This is a genomic window from Microvirga sp. 2TAF3 (assembly GCF_052114965.1).
Lineage (GTDB): Bacteria > Pseudomonadota > Alphaproteobacteria > Rhizobiales > Beijerinckiaceae > Microvirga.
Genome location: NZ_JBFRFT010000019.1, coordinates 14033 through 34178 on the forward strand (window position 1 = coordinate 14033; position 20146 = coordinate 34178).

20 protein-coding genes, 1 tRNA gene and 1 pseudogene are annotated in these 20146 nt (G+C 62.5%); 9 read left to right on the top strand and 13 right to left on the bottom strand.

The window, feature by feature from the left end:
- Positions 1–3: 3 nt before the first annotated feature.
- Positions 4–271, bottom strand: a pseudogene (locus tag AB4Y97_RS17140) (peptide ABC transporter ATP-binding protein); the annotation flags it as partial.
- Between the two features lie 162 nt (positions 272–433).
- Between AB4Y97_RS17140 and AB4Y97_RS17145 the strand changes: the two are divergent.
- Positions 434–1390 (top strand): ATP-grasp domain-containing protein, encoded by a 957-nt coding sequence (locus AB4Y97_RS17145; RefSeq protein ID WP_442000258.1) that lies wholly within the window; start codon positions 434–436, stop codon positions 1388–1390.
- Positions 1391–1457: 67 nt separating this feature from the next.
- Here AB4Y97_RS17145 and AB4Y97_RS17150 read toward each other — a convergent pair whose 3' ends face one another.
- Entirely contained in the window at positions 1458–1895 is a 438-nt protein-coding gene (locus AB4Y97_RS17150; RefSeq protein ID WP_442000259.1) for an anthrone oxygenase family protein, read from the bottom strand.
- Between the two features lie 240 nt (positions 1896–2135).
- Between AB4Y97_RS17150 and AB4Y97_RS17155 the strand changes: the two genes are divergently transcribed.
- Complete coding sequence (locus AB4Y97_RS17155) at positions 2136–2807, top strand: phosphoribosyltransferase (protein ID WP_442000260.1); 672 nt, start codon at positions 2136–2138, stop codon at positions 2805–2807.
- Between the two features lie 237 nt (positions 2808–3044).
- Positions 3045–4676, top strand: coding sequence for an alpha-D-glucose phosphate-specific phosphoglucomutase (locus AB4Y97_RS17160; protein WP_442000261.1), 1632 nt, complete (start codon positions 3045–3047; stop codon positions 4674–4676).
- Between the two features lie 104 nt (positions 4677–4780).
- Here AB4Y97_RS17160 and AB4Y97_RS17165 read toward each other — a convergent pair whose 3' ends face one another.
- The gene (locus AB4Y97_RS17165) at positions 4781–4996 is read right to left on the bottom strand and encodes a DUF1059 domain-containing protein (protein WP_442000262.1); all 216 of its coding nucleotides are present in this window, start codon (positions 4994–4996) and stop codon (positions 4781–4783) included.
- A gap of 183 nt (positions 4997–5179) precedes the next feature.
- Between AB4Y97_RS17165 and AB4Y97_RS17170 the strand changes: the two genes are divergently transcribed.
- Positions 5180–5587, top strand: coding sequence for a DUF1236 domain-containing protein (locus AB4Y97_RS17170; protein WP_442000263.1), 408 nt, complete (start codon positions 5180–5182; stop codon positions 5585–5587).
- A 32-nt stretch (positions 5588–5619) separates the two neighbouring features.
- Here AB4Y97_RS17170 and AB4Y97_RS17175 read toward each other — a convergent pair whose 3' ends face one another.
- Positions 5620–5958: a hypothetical protein gene (locus AB4Y97_RS17175; protein WP_442000264.1), complete on the bottom strand. Its 339-nt coding sequence runs from the start codon at positions 5956–5958 to the stop codon at positions 5620–5622.
- Between the two features lie 465 nt (positions 5959–6423).
- Here AB4Y97_RS17175 and AB4Y97_RS17180 point away from each other — a divergent pair, with 465 nt between their 5' ends.
- A complete protein-coding gene (locus tag AB4Y97_RS17180) occupies positions 6424–7476 on the top strand; it encodes an imelysin family protein (protein WP_442000265.1) in 1053 nt (350 codons plus the stop codon).
- A gap of 216 nt (positions 7477–7692) precedes the next feature.
- On the top strand, positions 7693–8643 hold the full coding sequence (locus tag AB4Y97_RS17185) for an aldo/keto reductase (protein WP_442000266.1): 951 nt from the start codon (positions 7693–7695) through the stop codon (positions 8641–8643).
- Between the two features lie 2 nt (positions 8644–8645).
- Here the strand turns inward: AB4Y97_RS17185 and AB4Y97_RS17190 are convergent, their stop codons facing one another.
- The 3 genes from AB4Y97_RS17190 to AB4Y97_RS17200 are packed head-to-tail and all read right to left on the bottom strand — an operon-like array spanning position 8646 to position 10323.
- Positions 8646–9047: a hypothetical protein gene (locus AB4Y97_RS17190; RefSeq protein ID WP_442000267.1), complete on the bottom strand. Its 402-nt coding sequence runs from the start codon at positions 9045–9047 to the stop codon at positions 8646–8648.
- A 59-nt stretch (positions 9048–9106) separates the two neighbouring features.
- Positions 9107–9649 carry a hypothetical protein gene (locus AB4Y97_RS17195; RefSeq protein WP_442000268.1) on the bottom strand — a complete coding sequence of 181 codons (543 nt, stop codon included), beginning with the start codon at positions 9647–9649 and terminating at the stop codon, positions 9107–9109.
- On the bottom strand, positions 9646–10323 hold the full coding sequence (locus AB4Y97_RS17200; protein WP_442000269.1) for a ceramidase domain-containing protein: 678 nt from the start codon (positions 10321–10323) through the stop codon (positions 9646–9648). The genes AB4Y97_RS17195 and AB4Y97_RS17200 overlap by 4 nt, the downstream gene beginning before the upstream one ends.
- A gap of 95 nt (positions 10324–10418) precedes the next feature.
- Here AB4Y97_RS17200 and xth point away from each other — a divergent pair, with 95 nt between their 5' ends.
- Positions 10419–11204 (top strand): exodeoxyribonuclease III, encoded by a 786-nt coding sequence (xth, locus tag AB4Y97_RS17205; RefSeq protein WP_442000270.1) that lies wholly within the window; start codon positions 10419–10421, stop codon positions 11202–11204.
- 122 nt (positions 11205–11326) lie between these two features.
- Here the strand turns inward: xth and AB4Y97_RS17210 are convergent, their stop codons facing one another.
- The 6 genes from AB4Y97_RS17210 to lipB form a co-directional block, all read right to left on the bottom strand.
- On the bottom strand, positions 11327–12142 hold the full coding sequence (locus tag AB4Y97_RS17210; RefSeq protein WP_442000271.1) for a tetratricopeptide repeat protein: 816 nt from the start codon (positions 12140–12142) through the stop codon (positions 11327–11329).
- Positions 12129–13859: a dihydroxy-acid dehydratase gene (gene ilvD / locus AB4Y97_RS17215; protein WP_442000272.1), complete on the bottom strand. Its 1731-nt coding sequence runs from the start codon at positions 13857–13859 to the stop codon at positions 12129–12131. The genes AB4Y97_RS17210 and ilvD overlap by 14 nt, the downstream gene beginning before the upstream one ends.
- Positions 13860–14165: 306 nt before the next feature.
- Complete coding sequence (locus AB4Y97_RS17220; RefSeq protein ID WP_442000273.1) at positions 14166–14993, bottom strand: protein-L-isoaspartate O-methyltransferase family protein; 828 nt, start codon at positions 14991–14993, stop codon at positions 14166–14168.
- A gap of 66 nt (positions 14994–15059) precedes the next feature.
- A complete protein-coding gene (locus tag AB4Y97_RS17225; protein ID WP_442000274.1) occupies positions 15060–16667 on the bottom strand; it encodes a carboxyl transferase domain-containing protein in 1608 nt (535 codons plus the stop codon).
- A gap of 99 nt (positions 16668–16766) precedes the next feature.
- Entirely contained in the window at positions 16767–17090 is a 324-nt protein-coding gene (locus AB4Y97_RS17230) for a hypothetical protein (protein WP_442000275.1), read from the bottom strand.
- Between the two features lie 95 nt (positions 17091–17185).
- Positions 17186–17914: a lipoyl(octanoyl) transferase LipB gene (gene lipB / locus AB4Y97_RS17235; protein WP_442000276.1), complete on the bottom strand. Its 729-nt coding sequence runs from the start codon at positions 17912–17914 to the stop codon at positions 17186–17188.
- 257 nt (positions 17915–18171) lie between these two features.
- Between lipB and AB4Y97_RS17240 the strand changes: the two genes are divergently transcribed.
- Positions 18172–18256 (top strand) — tRNA-Leu (locus AB4Y97_RS17240).
- Positions 18257–18644: 388 nt separating this feature from the next.
- The gene (mgtE, locus tag AB4Y97_RS17245; RefSeq protein ID WP_442000277.1) at positions 18645–20060 is read left to right on the top strand and encodes a magnesium transporter; all 1416 of its coding nucleotides are present in this window, start codon (positions 18645–18647) and stop codon (positions 20058–20060) included.
- The last annotated feature ends 86 nt before the right edge of the window (positions 20061–20146 follow it).

Sequence of the window (20146 nt, forward strand, 5' to 3'; positions counted from 1 at the left end):
TCTCTAAAGGACCTGACCCAGAAATTCCCGTGTGCGCCTCGTGCGGACGGGTGAGGATTTCCTCCGGCGGACCGTGTTCGACGATCACACCGCGGTCGGTGAAATAGACGCCGGTGAAATAGACTTGGCCCGCACCTTCGCGCGCAAAGCCCATTTCATGGGTGACGAGAAGGCAGGTCATCCCCTCCTCCGCCAACTCGCGGATGGTGACGAGCCCTTCTTTCACCGCCTCCGGATCGAGGGCGGCAACAGCCGCCTCGATCGCCCTTACGAAAGACGGAGAATTCACATTTGCTGCTTCCCGGCGTGATTTAAGGGAAGCTTATTCACGTTAAAATATGTAAATAAAACTCTATTTATTCAATATTGATGTGAAATACGTTGAACCACATTTGACTCGGACTATAAAGGTGGGGCCGCAGCGGAGAAGCACATGTCCAAAGTCTTTGTCATTCACGAAAACAGCATCTGGGTCGAACCGCTTCGGACTGCCTTCGCCGAGCTCAAGACACCCTATGAAGAGTGGTTTCTCGACCAGGGTGTGTTGAATCTCCGCGCGCCGCCGCCGGAAGGCGTGTTCTACAACCGCATGAGCGCCTCCTCTCACACGCGGGATCACCGTTACGCGGCCGAGTACACAGGCGCCGTTCTCGCATGGCTCGAACGGCACGGCCGCACGATCGTGAACGACAGCCGCGCTCTTCGGCTGGAGATCAGCAAGGTCGCCCAGTACGAGGCTCTGGCCGCGTTCGGTATCCGCACGCCGGATACCATCGCCGTGGTCGGCAAGGACAATATCGCTGAGGCCGCGAAGGAGCTGGGATATCCTCTTATCCTCAAGCACAACCGGGGCGGCAAGGGCCTCGGCGTGCGCCTCTTCCTGAGCAGCGCGGCACTGGACGAGCATCTGACCTCGCCCGAGTTCGAAGATCCCGTCGACGGGATCACCCTTGTGCAGCGCTACATCCAGGCACCCGAGCCGTTCATCACGCGGCTCGAATTCATCGGTGGACGCTTCGTCTATGCGGTTCGCGTCGATACGAGCCAGGGCTTTGAACTCTGCCCGGCCGATGCCTGTCAGGTGGACGCGGTGGCGATTGGTTCGGCTGCCTGCCCTGCGGTTGCTCCTTCCGAGAAGTTCCGCATCGTCGAGGGTTATGAAAACCCGCTGATCCCGACCTATGAGAAGTTCCTCGCGGCGAACGGAATCGGCATTGCCGGGATCGAGGTGATCGCCGACCAGGACGGCCGCATCTATACCTACGACGTGAACACGAACACGAACTACAACCCGGATGCGGAGGCGCGCGCCGGTTTATTCGGCATGCTCACCATCGCAAAGCACCTCGATCATCTTCTCAAGGAGACGCGGACCGCCCGGGCCGCCTGAAGCTTCTGATAAATTCCGATTGCCGAACCCTTGCCGGACATCGACCCGGCAAGGGCTTGCACGGCTCTTATACAGGCAAGACGACAGCCCAGCCGAGGATCCAGCATCCGGCAAAGCCGATGGCCGTCTGTCCCCATTCGAGCAAACCCCAATCGCGAACAAGCTCGCGAACCGGCGAGCCCTCCGCATCCGGCGGAAGCGTCCATAACCAGACATTCACGGGCACGACCACGAAATAGGCGTAAAGCCCCGTCGCGAGGATGATCGTTCCGCCGATGAGCCAGCGCACATCGCCGGAATGGCCGAAATCCACATAGGCCAGGATTGCCGAAAGGATCGCGAGTGTTGCCAGCATCAGGAAACCGCGCCGGTTGCTATCCAACCATTCCTGAATCATCGAGCGGGCATCGAGCATCAGCCGGGCCGGCTGCTCGACGACATTGATATAGAGCGCAGCACCGACGAAGGCACACGCGACGGCGAAAGCGAAGAACCCGGGTCGCATCTGAGCAGCCTCCTCGCGCGGGGCCCGTCGTTGCAACAGGAAAAGGTTATCCGATCCCCGTCCCGGCCGCCATGGGAAAGGCCCGTGACAGATCTCCTGCAGAGACCTCGTACCTATCCGGAGTACCCGACCATACATTGGGAGCCTGGTATGGTATGATGCTCCGCATAATGCCTACTTGCGCCTTGCATGGAAATGGGCTGGCCGGAATGGTCATCTCTATCGCGATGGGAGGGCGGCATGATGCGAACCGTTCTCTTCAGAGATCGCGATGATGCGGGCGCGCAACTCGCAGCCCGGCTCGCCTCCATGCATTTCGCCGATCCGGTGGTGCTCGCCCTTCCCCGCGGTGGAATTCCAGTCGCTCGTCACATTGCGGACGCGCTACGGGCACCGCTCGACCTCCTTCTCGTGCGGAAGATTGGCGTCCCAGGGCAGTCGGAGCTTGCCGCAGCCGCCATCGTCGATGGCGAGCACCCCGACCTCGTCCTGAACAGGGAAGTGATTTCTCTCGTCGGCCTGACCGAGGACCAGATCGACGATCTGGCCCAGCCGGAACTCTGGGAAATCGAGCGGCGCCGACATGCCTATCTGCAGAATCGCGCCCCGGTTTCGGTAGAGGGGCGAACCGCCATCGTGGTCGATGACGGCATTGCCACCGGCACGACCATGCGAGCGGCCCTTACGGCCCTGCGACGGCGCAACCCCGCTCGCCTCGTGCTGGCGGTGCCGGTGGCTCCCGCCGAGACGGTCGCAGCCCTGGAGCCTCTCGTCGACGACCTGATATGCCTCGCCGTGCCTGAAGTGTTCTATGCTCTCAGCCCCTTCTATCAGGAATTCCACCAGCTTTCCGACGCGGAAGTCACGCGGTTGATGAGCGAGGTGGACAGGGGCGAGCGGCATTCACCATGACAGTGCTTTTCCCGGTGGCCGGCTGAATTGGACCTGAGAGGATCGCCCTCGGCCGAGCCGTAAACCATAGCGAGGAAGACGGGCGACGGGATCCTTGGAAAAGAGGAATCCGGTTTTGCGTCCGGTCCCGCTCTCACTTATTGAAGGAGCATATGATTTTTGTCGCCGAGCCGTAACCTTTTCGGCGGATCATATATCGAACGGGCCTGCGAGAGGCCGATGGGAAGGATACGAGGAATGAGTGTCGCGACTGTTTCCACGGCGCCGATCGCAGGTCAGAAGCCCGGTACCTCCGGCCTTCGCAAGAAGACCGCCGTGTTCAGGCAGCCGGGCTATCTCGAGAACTACGTCCAGGCCGTGATCGAGGGCGTCGGCGGGGTCGAGGGCCGCACCCTCGTGGTCGGCGGCGACGGCCGCTTCTTCAACGATCAGGCCATCGCCATCATCCTGCGCATGCTCGCCGCCAATGGCGCCGAACGCGCCATCGTCGGCCAGAACGGCATGCTCTCCACGCCGGCGGCCTCGAACCTGATCCGCAAGCGCAAAGCCTTCGGTGGCCTCGTCCTGTCGGCGAGCCACAATCCCGGCGGCGAAGACGGCGATTTCGGCCTCAAGTTCAACATCGCCAATGGCGGACCGGCGCCGGAATCCACCACCGATGCAATCTTCGCCCGCACCACGGCGCTCACAGAATATCGCATCCTCGACGAGAACGCGCCCGCGCTCGGCACGCTCGGCGAAAGCAGGCTCGGCGGCATGATCGTCGAGATCGTCGATCCGGTCGCCGATTACGTCACCCTGATGCAGACACTGGTCGATTTCGACCGGATCAGCAAGCTGTTCGCCTCCGGCTTCACGCTCCGCTTCGACGCCATGCATGCGGTCACCGGCCCCTACGCCAAGGCGATCCTCGAGGGCGCGCTCGGCGCCCCCGCAGGCACCGTGATCAACGCCACTCCCCTGCCCGATTTCGGCGGCCATCATCCCGATCCCAATCCGGTCCATGCCGCGGAGCTGTTTCGCCTCATGTTCTCGGCCGAGGCGCCCGATATGGGCGCAGCCTCGGATGGCGACGGCGACCGCAATATCGTGCTGGGCCGCGGCATCTCGGTCTCGCCCTCCGACAGCCTTGCCGTGCTCGCGGCCAACATCCATCATACCAAGGGTTATGCGGGCGGCCTCAAGGGCATTGCCCGCTCGATGCCGACCAGCCGCGCCGCCGACCGGGTGGCGGAGAAGCGCGGGGTCGAATTGTTCGAGACTCCGACCGGCTGGAAGTTCTTCGGCAACCTCCTCGATGCCGGCCGCGTCACGATCTGCGGCGAAGAGAGCGCCGGTACCGGCTCGGCCCATGTGCGCGAGAAGGACGGGCTCTGGGCTATCCTGCTCTGGCTCGATATCATCGCCGCGCGCGGCGAGCCGATCGCCGCGATTCTGAAGGAACATTGGAAGACTTATGGGCGGGACTATTACACACGCCACGATTACGAGGGCATCGACATTGCCACCGGCGACAGGCTCATGGCGGATCTGCGTACCAGCCTGGCGAGCCTGCCCGGAAAGACCTTCGCCGGCCTGACCGTAAAGGCAGCAGACGACTTCGCCTATCAGGATCCGACCGACCAATCGGTGACCCGCCAGCAGGGCGTGCGGGTGCTGTTCGCCAACGGCGCGCGGGCGGTATTCCGCCTGTCCGGCACTGGGACGGAAGGTGCGACACTGCGTGTGTATCTCGAGACATTCGAGTCCGATCCCTCACGCCACGACCACGACCCGCAAGAGATGCTCTCCGACGTGATCGCCGCGGCCGATGCCATCGCCGGCATCCGCGAGCGCACCGGCCGCACTGCGCCCGACGTCATCACATAAGCAGACCCATCACTGCGATGGTGGCGGTCATGACCGCCGCCATCGAAGGGGACGCTCGGCGGACGTGAGGCCAATCGAGAACGCCTGGAATCGTTCTTCCCGGCTCAAGCGGAGCGACGCGGCGCTGCTGCCGGAGGCGAACCGTCATGCATGGCGCTTCTGATCTGGCTGCGCAATTCGGGCGTATCCTGGTGGTGATGCACGGTCACCGCATGCTGAACCGCCGCCTCCAGCAATTCGCCCTCCGTATCCGCCACAAGAGCGAGGCTGCATTTCACGTCGCTGGGTACTTCACGGCAATCGATGAATTTCCGTCCCATGGCCGCCTCCATGCTCGGCTCAGGCGCATGACCGGACGACATGCAGCCTCAGCATCGGATTGCCCCTCATCATACCTCAGAGCGGGCAGAAGCGCACTCTTCAGGGAATCTCCTCTTTTCACGGCGGCGGAACCGACCTCATCACGGGGCGTTCGCCCCGTGCCAATCGGAAAGGAATCCGCCATGCGCCATCATGTCCTACACGCGGCCGCGACGCTCGCCATTCTCACTCTTCCCCTGGCTGCTTGCCAATCGGGCCCCACTACGGGCGCAGCAGGCGGTGCGGTGGCAGGCGCCGTCGTCGGCGGCCCTGTCGGTGCTGTCGTGGGCGGTGTCGCGGGCGCAACGGCGGGCGGAGTTCTCAGCGCCGAGGAGTCTACGCGGGTCCGCACTCTTGTGGTCGCTCAACGCCGCCCCTCGATCCGCGTCGAGGAACCGGTGGCAATCGGCCAAGCATTGCCGACCCGCGTGAGGGTCTATCCCGTGCCGGCCAGCGTCGGCCTGCAAACCCCTTACAGCTATACCATCGTGAACGGGCAGACTGTCCTGGTCGATCCGCAGACCCGGCAGGTGATCGAAATTGTCCAATAATCTGATGGACAGGCCGTGGAGGCCCTACCTCGTCAGGACTCGCGCAGAACGTCCGAACGTGCCTCCACCGGCCTGATGCGTTGCACCGCCGTGAACGATATGCGCACACGGGCGATGCAGCCACCCTCATTCTGAGGTTTGCCCAGACCAATCGGCGTGTTGAGATAGGCGAAATATTCCTCGGAGGTGAGTGGATCCTTGAAAGAGACGTGCTCATGGCGGGCGCTGGCTTCGAACAAGTTCAGCGCCCGCAACTCGTCCTCCGACAAATCGACCTCAGCCATATAACGGCCCGCACAGCCGGCGACTGGACGAATCTGAGTCAAGACGCGCTCCAGCAGGCGGGGCCACTCGCGAACCAGTTCTGGCATCGTCATCTCCAACTGGACACCTGACTGTTTAAGACATTGCCGGTTCGACGATCATATCATGAGCTCTGCTGAAGCACCGCTGGCCTTCCGCGCCGTTCTACTCTCAAACGTATCCCGCGGAGGAAAAGACGTGATCCCAGAGGCGTTTGTGCCCCCCGTTTCAGCGCAGCCCTTTTGAAGCATCCAGGCTCTTCCATGGCGAGCTTGTAGGCGAGCGACGCTCGGCCTCATCCTGCGCGATCCGGAGAGGGTGCATGATACCTTTCCGACAGCATGGATGATTGGAAGGCTTTGGCATAACGGCCGAGAGCTCAAGCCTCCTTGCGTGAATGAACCAGGCTGTCCGCTTTCATGAAGGAGAAGCCGCCCTATCAAGGACAATTTTCTGTCTTTGTCTGGGGCGGAGAGGAATAAAACGGTCGAGTTCCTGCAAACCGAGTTCCTGCAAACGTTGTGAGAAGCGCCATGCGTCTGCCGATAATCGTCACTGTGTTCTGCCTGTCTCTCACGTGTCCTGCCCTGGCCCAAGACAACTCCAGCCAGCACGATACGCTTATGCGTGTCGCACAGGACTTCATCGTTCCCGGTTACGAAAACCTGAGGATGACAACCAAGGCCGAACAGGATCTCTGGAACGGCTTCTGTGCCGCGCCCCGCATGAGCGCGGTCGGCAATCTGAAAATCGCCTATCAGAAGGCGTCGGACGCTTGGTCGGGGGTCGAATTCGTGCACTATGGCCCGATCGGCATGGACTTACGCGCCGAGCGCATGGCCCACTGGCCCGAGCGCAGGAATGTCGTCGGACGAGGGTTGTTCATTCTGCTGTCGCGAAGAGGCAGCGACGATCTGATACCGGAGCACTTCGCCCAGACAAGCGCTGCCGTGCAAGGCCTCTCGGCTCTGGAGCGGCTGCTCTACGATCCCGATTCCGTACACGCCTTCATGGGCGGATCGAACGAGGCCAAGCATCGCTGTAACCTTGCCATGGCCATTGCGGGCAATCTTGCCCGCATCAGCGCCCAGGTTCTGGACGAATGGGATCGCCCGGACGGCACCCTCGTCCAGTTGGAGAAGGGCGATGCCAAAAAGGTCGACGAAGCTCTCACCCGCCTCGCGACGGACTACATCTCCCTGTTCGAAACCATCGACAATCAGAAGCTCGGGCTCGTCATGGGCAAGAGCATCGACAAAGTGCGCCCCACTCTTGCGGAGGACTGGCGCAGCGGACGTGCCATGCGGGCCATCGCCGTCAATCTCAAAGCTGCGGAAGCCATGGGGCAGCTCATGGTCAACCCGCAAAGCGATAGGGGGGCTTCGCTCATCCTTGCGCTTCATACCGCGCGCGTGCTGGCAGAGCACGCACCTGCCGACATCGGTAAGGCCGCTGCCGATCCGAAAGAGCGCAGCAATCTCGTTCTGCTTCGTGATGCCGTTCATTCCGCGCATGAAATCGCCGTCGCCTCGTTACCACCCGCGCTCGGCGTTATGCTGGGGATCAACAGCAGGCCCAGTGATTGACCGACGCCCATTCCTTCGCCCTCTCCAAGGGTGATTTCTGAAGGGCCCCGCTCGAAAACGCCGCCGGCAACAACCCACAGATTTCGACGACGGGCCGGAATGAGTCATTGCGCATTCGCGAATGGTTGAGAGAACATGGGTTCCAAGCTGCTCAAGTTCATACCCACTTGAGATATTCTCCCCCTGATACAGATCGGCTGCGAACAGGAGATCACAATGGACAAGCGTCGTTTGGGCCGCTCGAACCTCATGGTTTCACCCCTCTGCCTGGGCGGAAACGTCTTCGGCTGGACGGCGGACGAGCCTACCTCGTTCAAGATTCTCGATGCTTTCGTCGAAGCGGGGTGCAATTTCATCGATACGGCGGACGTCTATTCCCGCTGGGTCCCCGGTCACGAGGGCGGCGAGTCGGAAACCATCATCGGCAAGTGGATGAAGGCCCGCGGCAACCGGGATCAGGTGGTGATCGCAACCAAGGTCGGCTCGGAGATGGGCCCCAGCAAGAAAGGCCTGTCGAAAGACCGTATCAAGGCAGCGGTGGAAGATTCCCTGAAGCGCCTCCAGACCTCCTATATCGATCTCTATCAGTCCCACCGGGACGATTCCGAGACGCCTCAGGAGGAAACCTTGAGTGCTTATGCGGATCTCATCGCCGCCGGCAAGGTGCGCGTGATCGGCGCTTCGAATTTCAGCGCCGCACGAATGAAGGAAGCGCTCGCCATCAGCGCGAAGATGGGATTGCCGCGCTACGATAGCCTGCAACCCCTCTACAACCTCTTCGACCGCGCCGAATACGAGCAGGAGCTTGAGCCGGTCTGTGTCGAAAACAAAATCGATGTCATTCCCTATTATTCCCTCGCCAGCGGCTTCCTGACCGGAAAATACCGTTCGGAAAAGGATTTCGGGAAAAGTGTCCGCGGGGCCAGAATGACCAAGTACCTTACCGATCGTGGGCACCGCATCCTGGCGGCGCTCGATGAGGTTGCCCTGCATTACAACGCCAGCCCCGCACAGGTCGCCCTGGCCTGGCTCATGGCGCGCCCGAGCATCACCGCCCCCATCGCGAGCGCGACCCGGCTCGAACAATTGAACGATCTGATTGCCGCCACACGGCTGAAGCTCGACGCTTCCGCGATCGAGCAGCTCAACCGGGCAAGCGCGGAGTGAATTCAGCAGCCGACGCAGATTCCACGCTTGATCCGGCGATCGATCTCCTGATTGCGACGGGCCATCTCATCCTCGCGAGCAGTCGGACCGAGGGCAGAAGGATCCGTCGGGCGATTATTGGTGCCGGGAGCTACCGACCCGGTAGCGCCGGGGCCCATCGCGCGGCCGCTGCTTCCTTGGGTTCCGGGAGGGGGAAGCGGCGTCGTGCCGGAGGAGCCCGGCGCCATGGACTGGCCTGGGGACATGGGCTGGCTTGGAGACATGGACTGACCGGAGGATGAAGGCGAGCCTGCGCCGGAAGAGGCACCTCCGGCAGCGCCTCCGGATCCCCCGCCGGACTGTGCAAGCGCCACACCTGCGATGAGACTGGCCGCAAGCGCAGCTGAAATCGCGAGATATCGCATAACCCCTCCCGACATCGGATTGCAGGGGTCAACGCCCGAAACTTGCCGAGGGTTTCCGGTCAGCGCCGCCATATGGTCAAGCTGATCGGAACTTTCGGATCCAGGACCTCGCGTGCGCTAGGTTTCAGCCCCCTCCCCGACAGCACTGCGTCGGCGCTCAAGCCCTGCTCGCAGGCGGAGAAAACGGCGACGCCAGAGGGAATCCTCACGCCCTCGGCACGCGAGAGGTGAAAAGCCTCGTAGCCGATATCGAGAAAGAGGTCGAAGACCCTTCGCCCCCCGGGCACGGCGACCCGCCCGCCTTCAGGAAGAACGGTGCCGATCGCCTCGTTCCACGACAGGGCCTGCGGATTCCACCACCAACCGTCGCTGCGCTGTTCCAGCCCGGATGAAGAGGACGACAGGATAAGGCGACGGCGTCCCCTCGGATTTGGATTGGCCTCATGTCCGAGCCGCCCGAGCACCGTCACGGCCGCCTTGTCGAGCTCTTTCTGGAAATAGGCCCAGTCGGCATCGTTGCGCAGGATGTCCGGCGTCCGCCCGCTTTCATCGGCGATGCGGTCGTCATCGGAGACGATGGCGTAGCCGTGAACCTCGATCATCTGTCGTGTCCGGGGCGGTGAGCGATGGCAGCGTTCATGAGAATCCAAAGAACCAGGGCGTTGAGCATATGCCAGAGAAAATGCGTTCCCATCGGCAGCGTGGAACAGATGGCGCTGTCGACGGAGCGGAAAACCAGAGATCCGGCAAATACGCCCGCCGCCAGAAGAAGGGCCTTCCCAGCGTCCAGGACACCTTTCATCAGGCACAGCATTCCGACCGCCAGCAGGGCAAGGGCGGCAGGAAGATAACCGACGGAACCGTTGAGGGTGAAGGCCGGGAATAGGCCGAACCACAGGCGGTCGAAAGATATGTTCAAGGCAACGAACAGAACCGTCACCGCAATCGCAGCAATCGCCCCAAGGCGCAAATATCGGCGCATGGCGAGGAAGAAATAGCTGTAGATGAATACGGCGATCGGCAGCACATCGGCCAGAAGCGCCCAGCGCTCGGCAAAGGTGTGAAAGAGGAAGCTGCCGATGCCGACGATGGTTGTGACGGCGATCAGCCACAGGGCCGGCCAATCCCTTGCGCCCGCTCGTCGCCATTGCACGAAGGCAAAAGCCGCGGCGATCAGGAAGGCGGCGTTGGTCAGGGCGTTCAGCGGCTCGGACCAGAAACTGGCATCGATTCGCTCGCAGTAATTGTCGACAGGCGAGAACCAGGAGGTGGCCATGTGAGCAACCGTGGGGATGAATCCGGGTTTCACCTTGCCAGTCTTTGGCGAACGTCCGATGAAACAGGAGAGTCTGAAAACGAGAGCGAGAGAAGATGCGGATCGCGACCTGGAACGTAAATTCTATCAAGCAGAGACTGGACCATCTTGTCACCTTCGTGAAGAGCGCCGAGCCCGATGTCGTCTGCCTGCAGGAGCTGAAATGCGTCGACGAGGCCTTTCCGCGTGGCGAGATCGAAGCGCTCGGCTACAACGTCACCACCCATGGCCAGAAGGCCTATAACGGCGTCGCGATCCTTTCCAAGCGTCCGCTCGAAGACATCCGCCGCGGCCTGCCCGGAGACGATACCGACGAGCAGGCCCGTTATCTCGAAGGCGTCGTCTCGACGGAGACGGGCGTGGTGCGGGTGGCATCGATCTACCTGCCGAACGGCAACCCCATCGGCACGCCGAAATTCCATTACAAGCTTGCCTGGATGGATCGGCTCGAGGCCCATGCGCGCCGCCTCCTCGCCCTGGAAGAGCCGCTCGTTCTCTGCGGCGATTACAATGTCATTCCCGAGCCGAAGGATGCGGCCGATCCGGCGGCATGGCTCAACGATGCTCTCTACCAGCCCGAAAGCCGGGCGAAGTTTCGCGAACTCCTGAATCTGGGTCTGGGCGACGCCGTCCGCGCCTGCAACGACCAGCCCGGCCTCTATTCATTCTGGGATTATCAGGCTGGCGCCTTCCAGAGGAACAACGGCATCCGCATCGACCACCTCCTGCTTTCCCCGCAGGCTCAGGATAAGCTCAAGACCGCTTCGATCCGCAAGGAATTGCGCGGTTGGGACAAGCCGTCGGACCATGTGCCGGTAATGGTCGATCTCGACATCGACTGACGGATCCGCCCGGGGGCTTTGTTAGGAGCCGGTCCGCTGGGGACCGGCAGCCGTGAAGTCCAAAGCATCAGATGAGAGCATCGTGTGGCCACAAAACCGGGTCCACTTTTCCGCACGATGCGCTAGTGGCGGGACTGCATATATTGCTCGAGCAGCGCAAGGGCGAGCTTACGGTCATTCTCCCCGGCATTCTCGAAAGCTTCGTCATAGAGCTTCACGATCCATTGGTCCTTTGAGGGATCGATGGATTCGCGCGCAAGCGTCAGCCACATCAGGCCGCGGGCGCGCTGGCGCGGAACGCCCTGGCCGTTCATCAGCAAGTGCCCCAACAGCGCCTGGGATGCGTGATGGCCCTTTTCCGCCGCAAGGTTGAACCACCGGGCCGCGAGGCGGACATCCTTATCGACGCCGGTCCCTTCGAGATACAGCCGTGCGAGATTGTACTGGGCGTTCGAATCGCTGAAATAGGAGGCCGCGTAGTTGAACATCTCGACGGCGCGAACCGGATTGGCGCTCACGTAGGTGCCCTTGATGCCATCCAGGAAATAGGTGCCGAGCGCCACGAAAGCGCTCGATATCACCGAAGCGTTCGGGGAATCGGGGCTCTCTTCCGCGTTCTGATCCGCGAGCTTGGAGAAATACTCGAAGGCCTTCAGATCGTCGTGCTGAACGCCGTCGCCGTCGGCATACATGCGACCGAGTTTCCACAAGGCGAGCGTATGCCCCTGCCCGGCTGCGTATTCCAGCGCCAGGGCCGCGCCCCGCTTGTCTCCGGCATTGTAGTCGCGCATGCCGTTGCGCAGCGCCTCGCGCGCCGAACCGTATTTGGTGGCCGGCGTCAGTGGCTGCGGACGCGGCGCGGCATCGAGCGCGAAGGCCGCGCCCGGGCCGAAGACGGCCACGCCAAAGACGGCGGCGATGAGTCTAGACGTCCGCATAGGTTTCTTTTTCTGCGGCGCCGCCCGGATGGGTTACGGCCCCATCCCGCGCGGACCCCACGGTTTGCGCATATTTCCAAAGGTAGCCGGAGGTCGAGCTCGTTTCGCGCGGCTGCCATGCGGCGCGGCGACGGGCCACTTCCTCTTCAGAGAGTTCGACGTCGATCGTGCCCTTGATCGCGTCGAGAACGATGATGTCCCCATCCTTCAGGAGGCCGATCGGCCCGCCGACAGCCGCTTCCGGCCCCACATGGCCGATGCAGAAGCCACGGGTTGCACCCGAGAAACGGCCATCGGTGATGAGAGCAACCTTGTCACCCATGCCCTGGCCATAGAGCGCCGCGGTGGTGGACAGCATCTCGCGCATGCCGGGCCCGCCGCGCGGACCCTCGTAGCGGATCACAAGAATCTCGCCTTCCTTGTATCGGCGCTTGGACACGGCCTCGAAACAAGCCTCCTCCCCATCGAAGACGCGAGCCGGACCGCGGAAAGTCTGCTTCTCGACGGGCATCCCCGCGACCTTCACGATCGCGCCCTCGGGAGCAAGGTTTCCTTTCAGGCCGACGACGCCGCCGGTCGGGGTGATCGGCTTGTTCGCGGGCCGGACGACGTCCTGGTCCGGGTTCCATTTCACGGAGGCGAGATTCTCCGCCATGGTGCGGCCGGTCACGGTCATCACGTCGCCGTGCATATAGCCGTTGTCGAGCAGGGTCTTCATGAGGAGCGGAATGCCGCCGACCTCGAACATATCCTTCGCCACATAGCGTCCGCCCGGTTTCAGGTCGGCCACATAAGGCGTGCGCCTGAAGATCTCGGCCACGTCGAAGAGGTCGAACTTGATGCCCGCCTCGTGGGCGATGGCGGGAAGATGCAGGGCCGCGTTGGTGGAACCGCCGGAGGCTGCGACCACCGTCGCCGCGTTCTCCAGCGCCTTGCGAGTCACGATATCGCGCGGGCGGATGTTCCTGGCGAGGAGTCCCATGATCATCTCGCCGGCCGTGAAGCAGAACCGGTCGCGGATTTCATAGGGCGCGGGCGCACCGGCCGAATAGGGCAGCGCGAGGCCGATGGCCTCGGACACCGTCGCCATGGTGTTGGCGGTGAACTGCGCACCGCAGGCGCCGGCAGAGGGACAGGCGACCTGCTCGAGTTCCGTCAGATCCTCGTCCGACATCTCGCCGACCGAATGCTTGCCGACGGCCTCGAACAGATCCTGCACGGTCACCGGGCGTCCGCGGAAGGAGCCGGGAAGAATCGATCCGCCATAGATGAAGATCGACGGTACGTTGAGGCGCACCATCGCCATCATCATGGCGGGAAGGGACTTGTCGCAGCCGGCCATGCCGACCAGCGCGTCGTAGGAGTGGCCGCGCATGGTCAGCTCGACCGAATCCGCGATCACCTCGCGGGACGGGAGCGACGACTTCATGCCCTGGTGCCCCATGGCGATGCCGTCGGTCACCGTGATGGTGCAGAATTCGCGCGGTGTGCCACGGGCGGCGGCGACCCCCTGCTTCACGGCCTGGGCCTGACGCATGAGGGAGATGTTGCAGGGCGCGGCCTCGTTCCAGCAGGTGGCGACGCCGACGAGCGGCTGGCCGATCTGCTCCTTCGTGAGACCCATCGCATAGAGGTAGGAGCGATGCGGCGCACGAGCCGGCCCTTCCGTCACATGACGGCTGGGCAATCTCGACTTGTCGATCAGGCGCGCATCCATAGACTTAAGCTCTTCCCCACCAGGCCTTTTACGTTGGTTTCGAAAGGTTACGGAACCATCGTGATCTGCCACGTGCCACGCCATCGACGCAACGACTCACAAAAGCAAAAGCCGATCAGGCTTAATGCTCTGCTTTCTCGGGTCGCCTTGCTCTAAAGCGTTGGACTGGAAGCAGTTTAATCAGGCTCTTGGGTTGAGCTTCGTTTATGGCGGCATCTTGGCAGAGCTCGGGCCAAGAGCGGCATGATGTGGAAGGTTTGAAGGTGTTGCCGACAAGCAACATTTTTGTCGAGACGAAACCGTCTTCTAATCAATACTTTCAGATGAAAACCAGACGGCGTCATAAACTGCCGTCGCCGAGTGGTCGGGCTGCCGATCGGCCGTGAGCCAGACCGATCGCGTCCTGGCGATGTCCCCTTCCATCGGGCCGTACCCCTTGACCGGGATCTTCTTTTGGCCGCTGGACGATATGAAACCCACATTCATCAGGCGGCTCACCGTAAAGCCGTTCGGCTTGCGAATTACAAGTATGGCCGGCCCCCACCCGCCATGCGGCTGCCAAGGAAAGATCAGGCGTCCGCCCGGCCTGAGCGCCTTCAGCCATTCAGGATCGGGCGCCACCACGCCCGCATTGACATAGATGACATCCGCATCCGGCATCGTTCTCCCGAGAGCGGATGCGGCATGAACAGTGATATCGGCATGAGCCTTAAGGTTACGAGCGGCGGCGTCAGCGAGGTCCTGCTGGTATTCGTAAGCCTCCACACGGCCGCCGGGCTGGACAAGCAGCGAGAGAATGGCGGTGTAATAGCCCGTGCCCGCCCCGACATGGATCACGGTATCGCCCGGTTGCGGGCTGACGGCCGAAAGCCATGCGGCATGGAGCGCCGGCTCGCCGTTATTGATACCGCGCTCGCGGGAGATGGCGACGAGGACGTTTTCGTAGACATCCGCCAGCTCGGCCGATTGAATCGCGGTGCCGGCGCAGATGAGGGTCCAGGGCGGCGGTGGGAGGAAGTTCTCGCGAGGCACCGCGGCGAAAGCCTGCTCGATACGGGGATCATCACACCCGCCCATCCGCGTGATCCGCTCGGCGTAGCGAAGACGGGTGCTGTCGGGCAACGTCGTGGCCATTCCATGAAAAGCCCGCCCGGCCCAGCTTGTTCCGAACGCGCCCAAGCCCTTGCGTAAGGAGGGTGCTTACATCCTGAACACGCCGAATTTCGTCTCCGGCACGGGTGCGTTGAGCGTGGCCGAGAAGGCCAGCGCCAGGACGCGCCGGGTCTCGGAGGGCAGGATAATGCCGTCGTCCCAAAGGCGGGCCGTGGCGTGATAGGGACTGCCCTCCTCCTCGTATCTCTCGCGGATGGGCGCCTTGAAGGCCTCCTCTTCTTCCGCGCTCCAGGTCTTGCCCTCGGCCTCGATATTGTCGCGCCGCACGGTAGCGAGAACGCTCGCCGCCTGCTCCCCGCCCATCACCGAGATGCGCGAATTCGGCCATGTGAAGAGGAAACGCGGGGAATAGGCCCGGCCGCACATGCCGTAATTGCCTGCGCCGAAGGAGCCGCCGACGAGCAGCGTGATCTTCGGCACCTGGGCGCAGGCCACTGCCGTGACGAGCTTCGCGCCATCCTTGGCGATGCCGCCCGCCTCGTATTGGCGGCCAACCATGAAGCCGGAGATGTTCTGCAGGAAGAGCAGCGGGATGCGCCGCTGGCAGCACAGCTCGATGAAATGCGCACCTTTCAGCGCGCTCTCCGAGAACAGGATGCCGTTATTGGCGATGATGCCGACCGGCATGCCCCAGAGACGCGCGAAGCCCGTAACCAGCGTCGTGCCGTAGAGGCGCTTGAACTCGTCGAACTCGGAGCCGTCCACGAGGCGCGCGATGACCTCGCGGATATCGTATTGCTTCTTGAGGTCGGTCGGGACGATGGCGTCAAGATCCTCGATCGCATATTTCGGCTTGACCGGTTCTGAGAGATCGAGATCAACCGTCTTTCGCGTGTTCAGCGTTCCGACGATGCGACGCACGATGGCCAGCGCATGGACATCGTCCGTCGCATAATGATCCGCCACGCCGGATTGGCGGGCGTGAACGTCGGCCCCGCCGAGATCCTCGGCTGAGACCACCTCCCCGGTGGCGGCCTTCACGAGGGGTGGCCCGCCGAGAAAGATGGTGCCCTGCCGCCTGACGATGATCGTCTCGTCCGACATGGCGGGCACATAGGCCCCGCCCGCCGTGCAAGAGCCCATGACGCAGGCGATCTGCGGGATGCCCATCGAGGACAGGGTCGCCTGATTGTAGAAGATGCGCCCGAAATGCTCCCGATCTGGAAAAACCTCGGTCTGGTGCGGCAGGTTCGCGCCGCCCGAATCGACCAGGTAGATGCAGGGCAGACGGTTCTCCCGGGCGATCTCCTGAGCACGGAGGTGTTTCTTCACCGTCATCGGATAGTAGGTGCCGCCCTTGATGGTCGAATCGTTGCAGACGATCATGACCTCGCGGCCGGAAACGCGCCCGATGCCGGTGATGATGCCGGCCCCGTGGATCGCGTCGTCATACATGCCGTGGGCGGCAAGTCCGCCGAGTTCGAGGAACGGAGCGCCGGGATCGAGAAGCCGTGTCACGCGCTCCCGCGGCAGGAGCTTGCCCCGCGCGAGATGCCGCTCCCGCGCTTTCGCGGGACCGCCTTCCGCCACCGCCGCGCGTTTGGCGGCGAGTTCGCGGGACAGGTCGGCCCAGGCGTCCCGGTTCGCCCGGGCGGCTTCCGATGCGAGATCGGCGGATGTAGCGATGACAGGCACGTCGTCAGGCTCCCTGGCGCTGAAACCCTGGTTCATTCCAAGGGCACGAATGGACAATCACGGCCCGAGGCACGTGGAGCATGCCCGGCTCCGGGGGCCTTACCCCTTTGCGCGGATCACCGGCTCGCGAACGACCTTCTTCCCGCATGCATAGGCGATGCCGCGCACGAGCAGCCAATCGTTTGAGCGCTTCTCCAGATAAAGATGGGTGCCGTTCATCACGAAAGTGGTTTCCAGCATGCCCTCCAGGGCGGAGCCGAAACCGGGAACGGTGGGAGTAGTGGGGCTCACCTCGCCAAGGCGGGTACAGTGACGCACATCAGCCGGAGAATCGACGATGAGAACGCGCTCGGCCGGACTTGGGTTGAAGGAGCAGGCCGAGGCGGCCAGAGCGAGGAGAGAAGCAAGGATTGCGCGATGCATGTCGTTGTCCGCCGATTGTCACCCTTTGGACAAGCTTAGAGCACGAAGCGGCTTTGACGAGAAGCCATGTAACATCGGGAGTGGAAAACCGGGCGTCAGTTGCCCGAAAGCAACGGGGCACCCGCTCTTTCGGTCGGCCCGAAGATGCCTTCGAAGGTCTTGCGCATCACTGCATCGACCTCCGGCATGGTCACCGGAATCCCGAGATCGACGAGGCTCGTGACCCCGTGCTGACGCACCCCGCAAGGTACGATTCCCGAAAAATGCGAGAGATCGGGCTCCACGTTGAGGCTGATGCCGTGAAAGCTGACCCAGCGGCGGACTCGGATGCCGATGGCGGCGATCTTGTCTTCGACGGATTCGCCCTTGTCCGGTCGCCGCACCCATACGCCGACCCGGTCGTCACGCCGCTCGCCGCGGATGTTGAACTCGGCCAGCGTTGCGATCAGCCAAGCCTCCAGCGCCGCCACGAAGCGGCGCAGGTCCGGCTGTCGGCGCTTGAGGTCGAGCATCACATAGGCCACCCGCTGGCCCGGCCCATGATAGGTGTATTGTCCGCCGCGCCCCGACTGGAACACTGGGAACCGATCGGGCTCGACGAGATCGCTCCCCTTGGCCGAGGTGCCCGCCGTATAGAGCGGCGGATGCTCCACGAGCCAGACCAGCTCGCGGGCCTGCCCCTCGGCGATCGCGGCCGCGCGGGCCTCCATGAAGGCAACGGCCTCCTCGTAGCCCGTCAGACCCTCCGCGACGACCCAGTCCACCGGCTCGGAACCGCTCTCGGCCAGGAAGGCATCGGCCAGATTGTCGCGAAGGCTCGACACGTAAAAACACCCCTCATCGTCAACGATAAATTAAGAACGTTTTGGTCCCGGAACCACATTGGGGTCAACCATGCCTTTCCCGGTGGACGAAACGAAATCGGGAAGCTATAGGGACCCCGTTCGCTCGGCGCAGCACGGCCTCTCGGAGCCAGTCTTCGATAGTGCTGAAAGTCTTCGCCGGATGGACTTGCGGTGGCGCAACCGATCTTGTATAGCCACCGCCTCGCCAGGGAAATAACCTTGGCCTTGAAGGTTTCGCGGTCGTGGCGGAATTGGTAGACGCACTACCTTGAGGTGGTAGCGGGGAGACCCGTGGAGGTTCGAGTCCTCTCGACCGCACCAAACCTTCAAGATGCCTTAGGGCACAACAAAAAAGGCCCCGCAAGCGGGGCCTTTTTTGTTGCCTGTGCGCGGTTGTCATCTTGGCGTGAAGCCGCTTCACTAAAGCCTCGGACCTGAAAGTGGCTTCCACTTTTAGGATCATCCGATGCTTTCTCCTTTGATGAGAGTATCGTGTGGCCACAAAACCGGGTCCACTTTTGCGCACGATGCTCTAGCATTCACAATCGCTTCACCCGAATCTCTCGCCCGCCGGCGCAGCTTCCTGAAAAGACTGAATCAGCTTCGCAGAAACTGCTCCTAACCGACTCATCCATCTCGTCTTTACGGCGCATTGTGCTGGTCGCGGCGCACGCCTAAAAGGCCCCGGATCGCTTCTGAGGACAGGCTCATGCAGGACGTCGAAAACCAGACGCCGCCCCATGGCACAGAGGTCGAGCTTCTGCACTTCAGGGACGAGAGCGGCGACATCAACCCGCACTTCCTGGAAGCCATGACCGATGCCATCGAGGCATCGGACTCGGATCGGCTTCAGCATCTTGTCGAGGATTTTCACGAATCCGATCTCGGCGACCTCCTCGAGGCCCTGGCGGCGGAATACCGTCCGCGCCTGATCGAGCTTCTCGGCTCCGCCTTCGACTTCACCGCCCTCACCGAGGTCGATGACGCCGTCCGCGAGGAGATTCTCGAAGAGCTCGAAACCTCGACCGTGGCCGAGGGCGTCCGCGAGCTCGATTCGGACGATGCGGTCACGATTCTCGAAAGTCTCGACGAAGAGGAAAAGGCGGAGGTTCTCGACCAGCTTCCGGCCATAGAGCGCGTCGCGCTCCAGCGCTCCCTCGATTATCCGGGAGACAGCGCCGGCCGGCGCATGCAGACCGAGTTCATCGCCGTGCCCCCTTTCTGGACCGTGGGGCAGACGATCGACTTCATGCGCGACACGGCAGATCTGCCGGAAACCTTCTACGAGATTTTCGTCATCGACCCGGCCGGCCATCTCCTCGGCGCGGTCGCTCTCGACAGACTCTTGCGCAGCAAGCGCCCGGTCACGATCCAGGAGATCATGGACGACGAGCCCGACCGGGTCGAGGCGACGCAGCACCAGGAAGAGGTGGCGCGCCTGTTCGAGCGCTACAACCTCGTCTCCGCCGCCGTGGTCGACGAGGCCAACCGGCTCGTCGGCGTCATGATGGTCGACGACATCGTCGACGTTCTCGAGGAAGAGGCCGACGCGGACATCAAGGCGCTCGGCGGCGTGAACTCGGAGGAAGAACTCTCGGACACCGTCCTCTATACCCAGCGGAGCCGCTTTCCCTGGCTCTTCGCCAACATGTGCACCGCGCTTGTCGCCGCCAATGTCATCGGCCTGTTCGAGGAATCGCTCGAACGGATGGTGGCGCTCGCGATCCTAATGCCGATCGTCGCTTCCATGGGCGGCAATGCGGGCACGCAAACCATGACGGTCGCCGTCCGCGCGCTGGCCACCCGCGAACTCGGGCGCGCGAATGCCTGGCGCATCATCCGCCGCGAGGCGGTGGTCGGCCTGCTCAACGGGGTGGTCTTTGCGCTCATCATGGGAATGATCGCCGCAATCTGGTTCCAGACCGCCCAGATCGGCTTCGTGATCGGGCTGGCAATGATCAGCGTGCTGCTCTTTGCAGCGCTCGGCGGGATTTTCGTACCGCTCGCCCTGGACCGACTTGGCGTCGATCCGGCCGTCTCCTCAGGCCCCTTCGTGACGAGCATCACCGATATCGTCGGATTTTTCTCCTTCTTGGGTATAGCTACGCTTTGGTTTCGTCTGTAAATCTCGTTTCGGATCCGTTTTCGCAATGATCTGTTAAGGGCATTGGGGCATCGGTGATCTGATAGGTAACGTGTCCTTACAGTGAA

What these genes read in the sequence shown, in the direction of transcription:
- AB4Y97_RS17175 (WP_442000264.1), bottom strand. Translation starts at nt 5,958, where the DNA reads ATGCCAGAACTGGTTCGCGAGTGGCCCCGCCTGCTGGAGCGCGTCTTG.
- AB4Y97_RS17145 (WP_442000258.1), top strand. Translation starts at nt 434, where the DNA reads ATGTCCAAAGTCTTTGTCATTCACGAAAACAGCATCTGGGTCGAACCG.
- AB4Y97_RS17190 (WP_442000267.1), bottom strand. Translation starts at nt 9,047, where the DNA reads ATGCGATATCTCGCGATTTCAGCTGCGCTTGCGGCCAGTCTCATCGCA.
- mgtE (WP_442000277.1), top strand. Translation starts at nt 18,645, where the DNA reads ATGCAGGACGTCGAAAACCAGACGCCGCCCCATGGCACAGAGGTCGAG.
- AB4Y97_RS17150 (WP_442000259.1), bottom strand. Translation starts at nt 1,895, where the DNA reads ATGCGACCCGGGTTCTTCGCTTTCGCCGTCGCGTGTGCCTTCGTCGGT.
- AB4Y97_RS17185 (WP_442000266.1), top strand. Translation starts at nt 7,693, where the DNA reads ATGGACAAGCGTCGTTTGGGCCGCTCGAACCTCATGGTTTCACCCCTC.
- AB4Y97_RS17230 (WP_442000275.1), bottom strand. Translation starts at nt 17,090, where the DNA reads ATGCATCGCGCAATCCTTGCTTCTCTCCTCGCTCTGGCCGCCTCGGCC.
- AB4Y97_RS17160 (WP_442000261.1), top strand. Translation starts at nt 3,045, where the DNA reads ATGAGTGTCGCGACTGTTTCCACGGCGCCGATCGCAGGTCAGAAGCCC.
- ilvD (WP_442000272.1), bottom strand. Translation starts at nt 13,859, where the DNA reads ATGGATGCGCGCCTGATCGACAAGTCGAGATTGCCCAGCCGTCATGTG.
- xth (WP_442000270.1), top strand. Translation starts at nt 10,419, where the DNA reads ATGCGGATCGCGACCTGGAACGTAAATTCTATCAAGCAGAGACTGGAC.
- AB4Y97_RS17195 (WP_442000268.1), bottom strand. Translation starts at nt 9,649, where the DNA reads ATGATCGAGGTTCACGGCTACGCCATCGTCTCCGATGACGACCGCATC.
- AB4Y97_RS17180 (WP_442000265.1), top strand. Translation starts at nt 6,424, where the DNA reads ATGCGTCTGCCGATAATCGTCACTGTGTTCTGCCTGTCTCTCACGTGT.
- AB4Y97_RS17155 (WP_442000260.1), top strand. Translation starts at nt 2,136, where the DNA reads ATGATGCGAACCGTTCTCTTCAGAGATCGCGATGATGCGGGCGCGCAA.
- AB4Y97_RS17170 (WP_442000263.1), top strand. Translation starts at nt 5,180, where the DNA reads ATGCGCCATCATGTCCTACACGCGGCCGCGACGCTCGCCATTCTCACT.
- AB4Y97_RS17200 (WP_442000269.1), bottom strand. Translation starts at nt 10,323, where the DNA reads ATGGCCACCTCCTGGTTCTCGCCTGTCGACAATTACTGCGAGCGAATC.
- AB4Y97_RS17210 (WP_442000271.1), bottom strand. Translation starts at nt 12,142, where the DNA reads ATGCGGACGTCTAGACTCATCGCCGCCGTCTTTGGCGTGGCCGTCTTC.
- AB4Y97_RS17220 (WP_442000273.1), bottom strand. Translation starts at nt 14,993, where the DNA reads ATGGCCACGACGTTGCCCGACAGCACCCGTCTTCGCTACGCCGAGCGG.
- AB4Y97_RS17165 (WP_442000262.1), bottom strand. Translation starts at nt 4,996, where the DNA reads ATGGGACGGAAATTCATCGATTGCCGTGAAGTACCCAGCGACGTGAAA.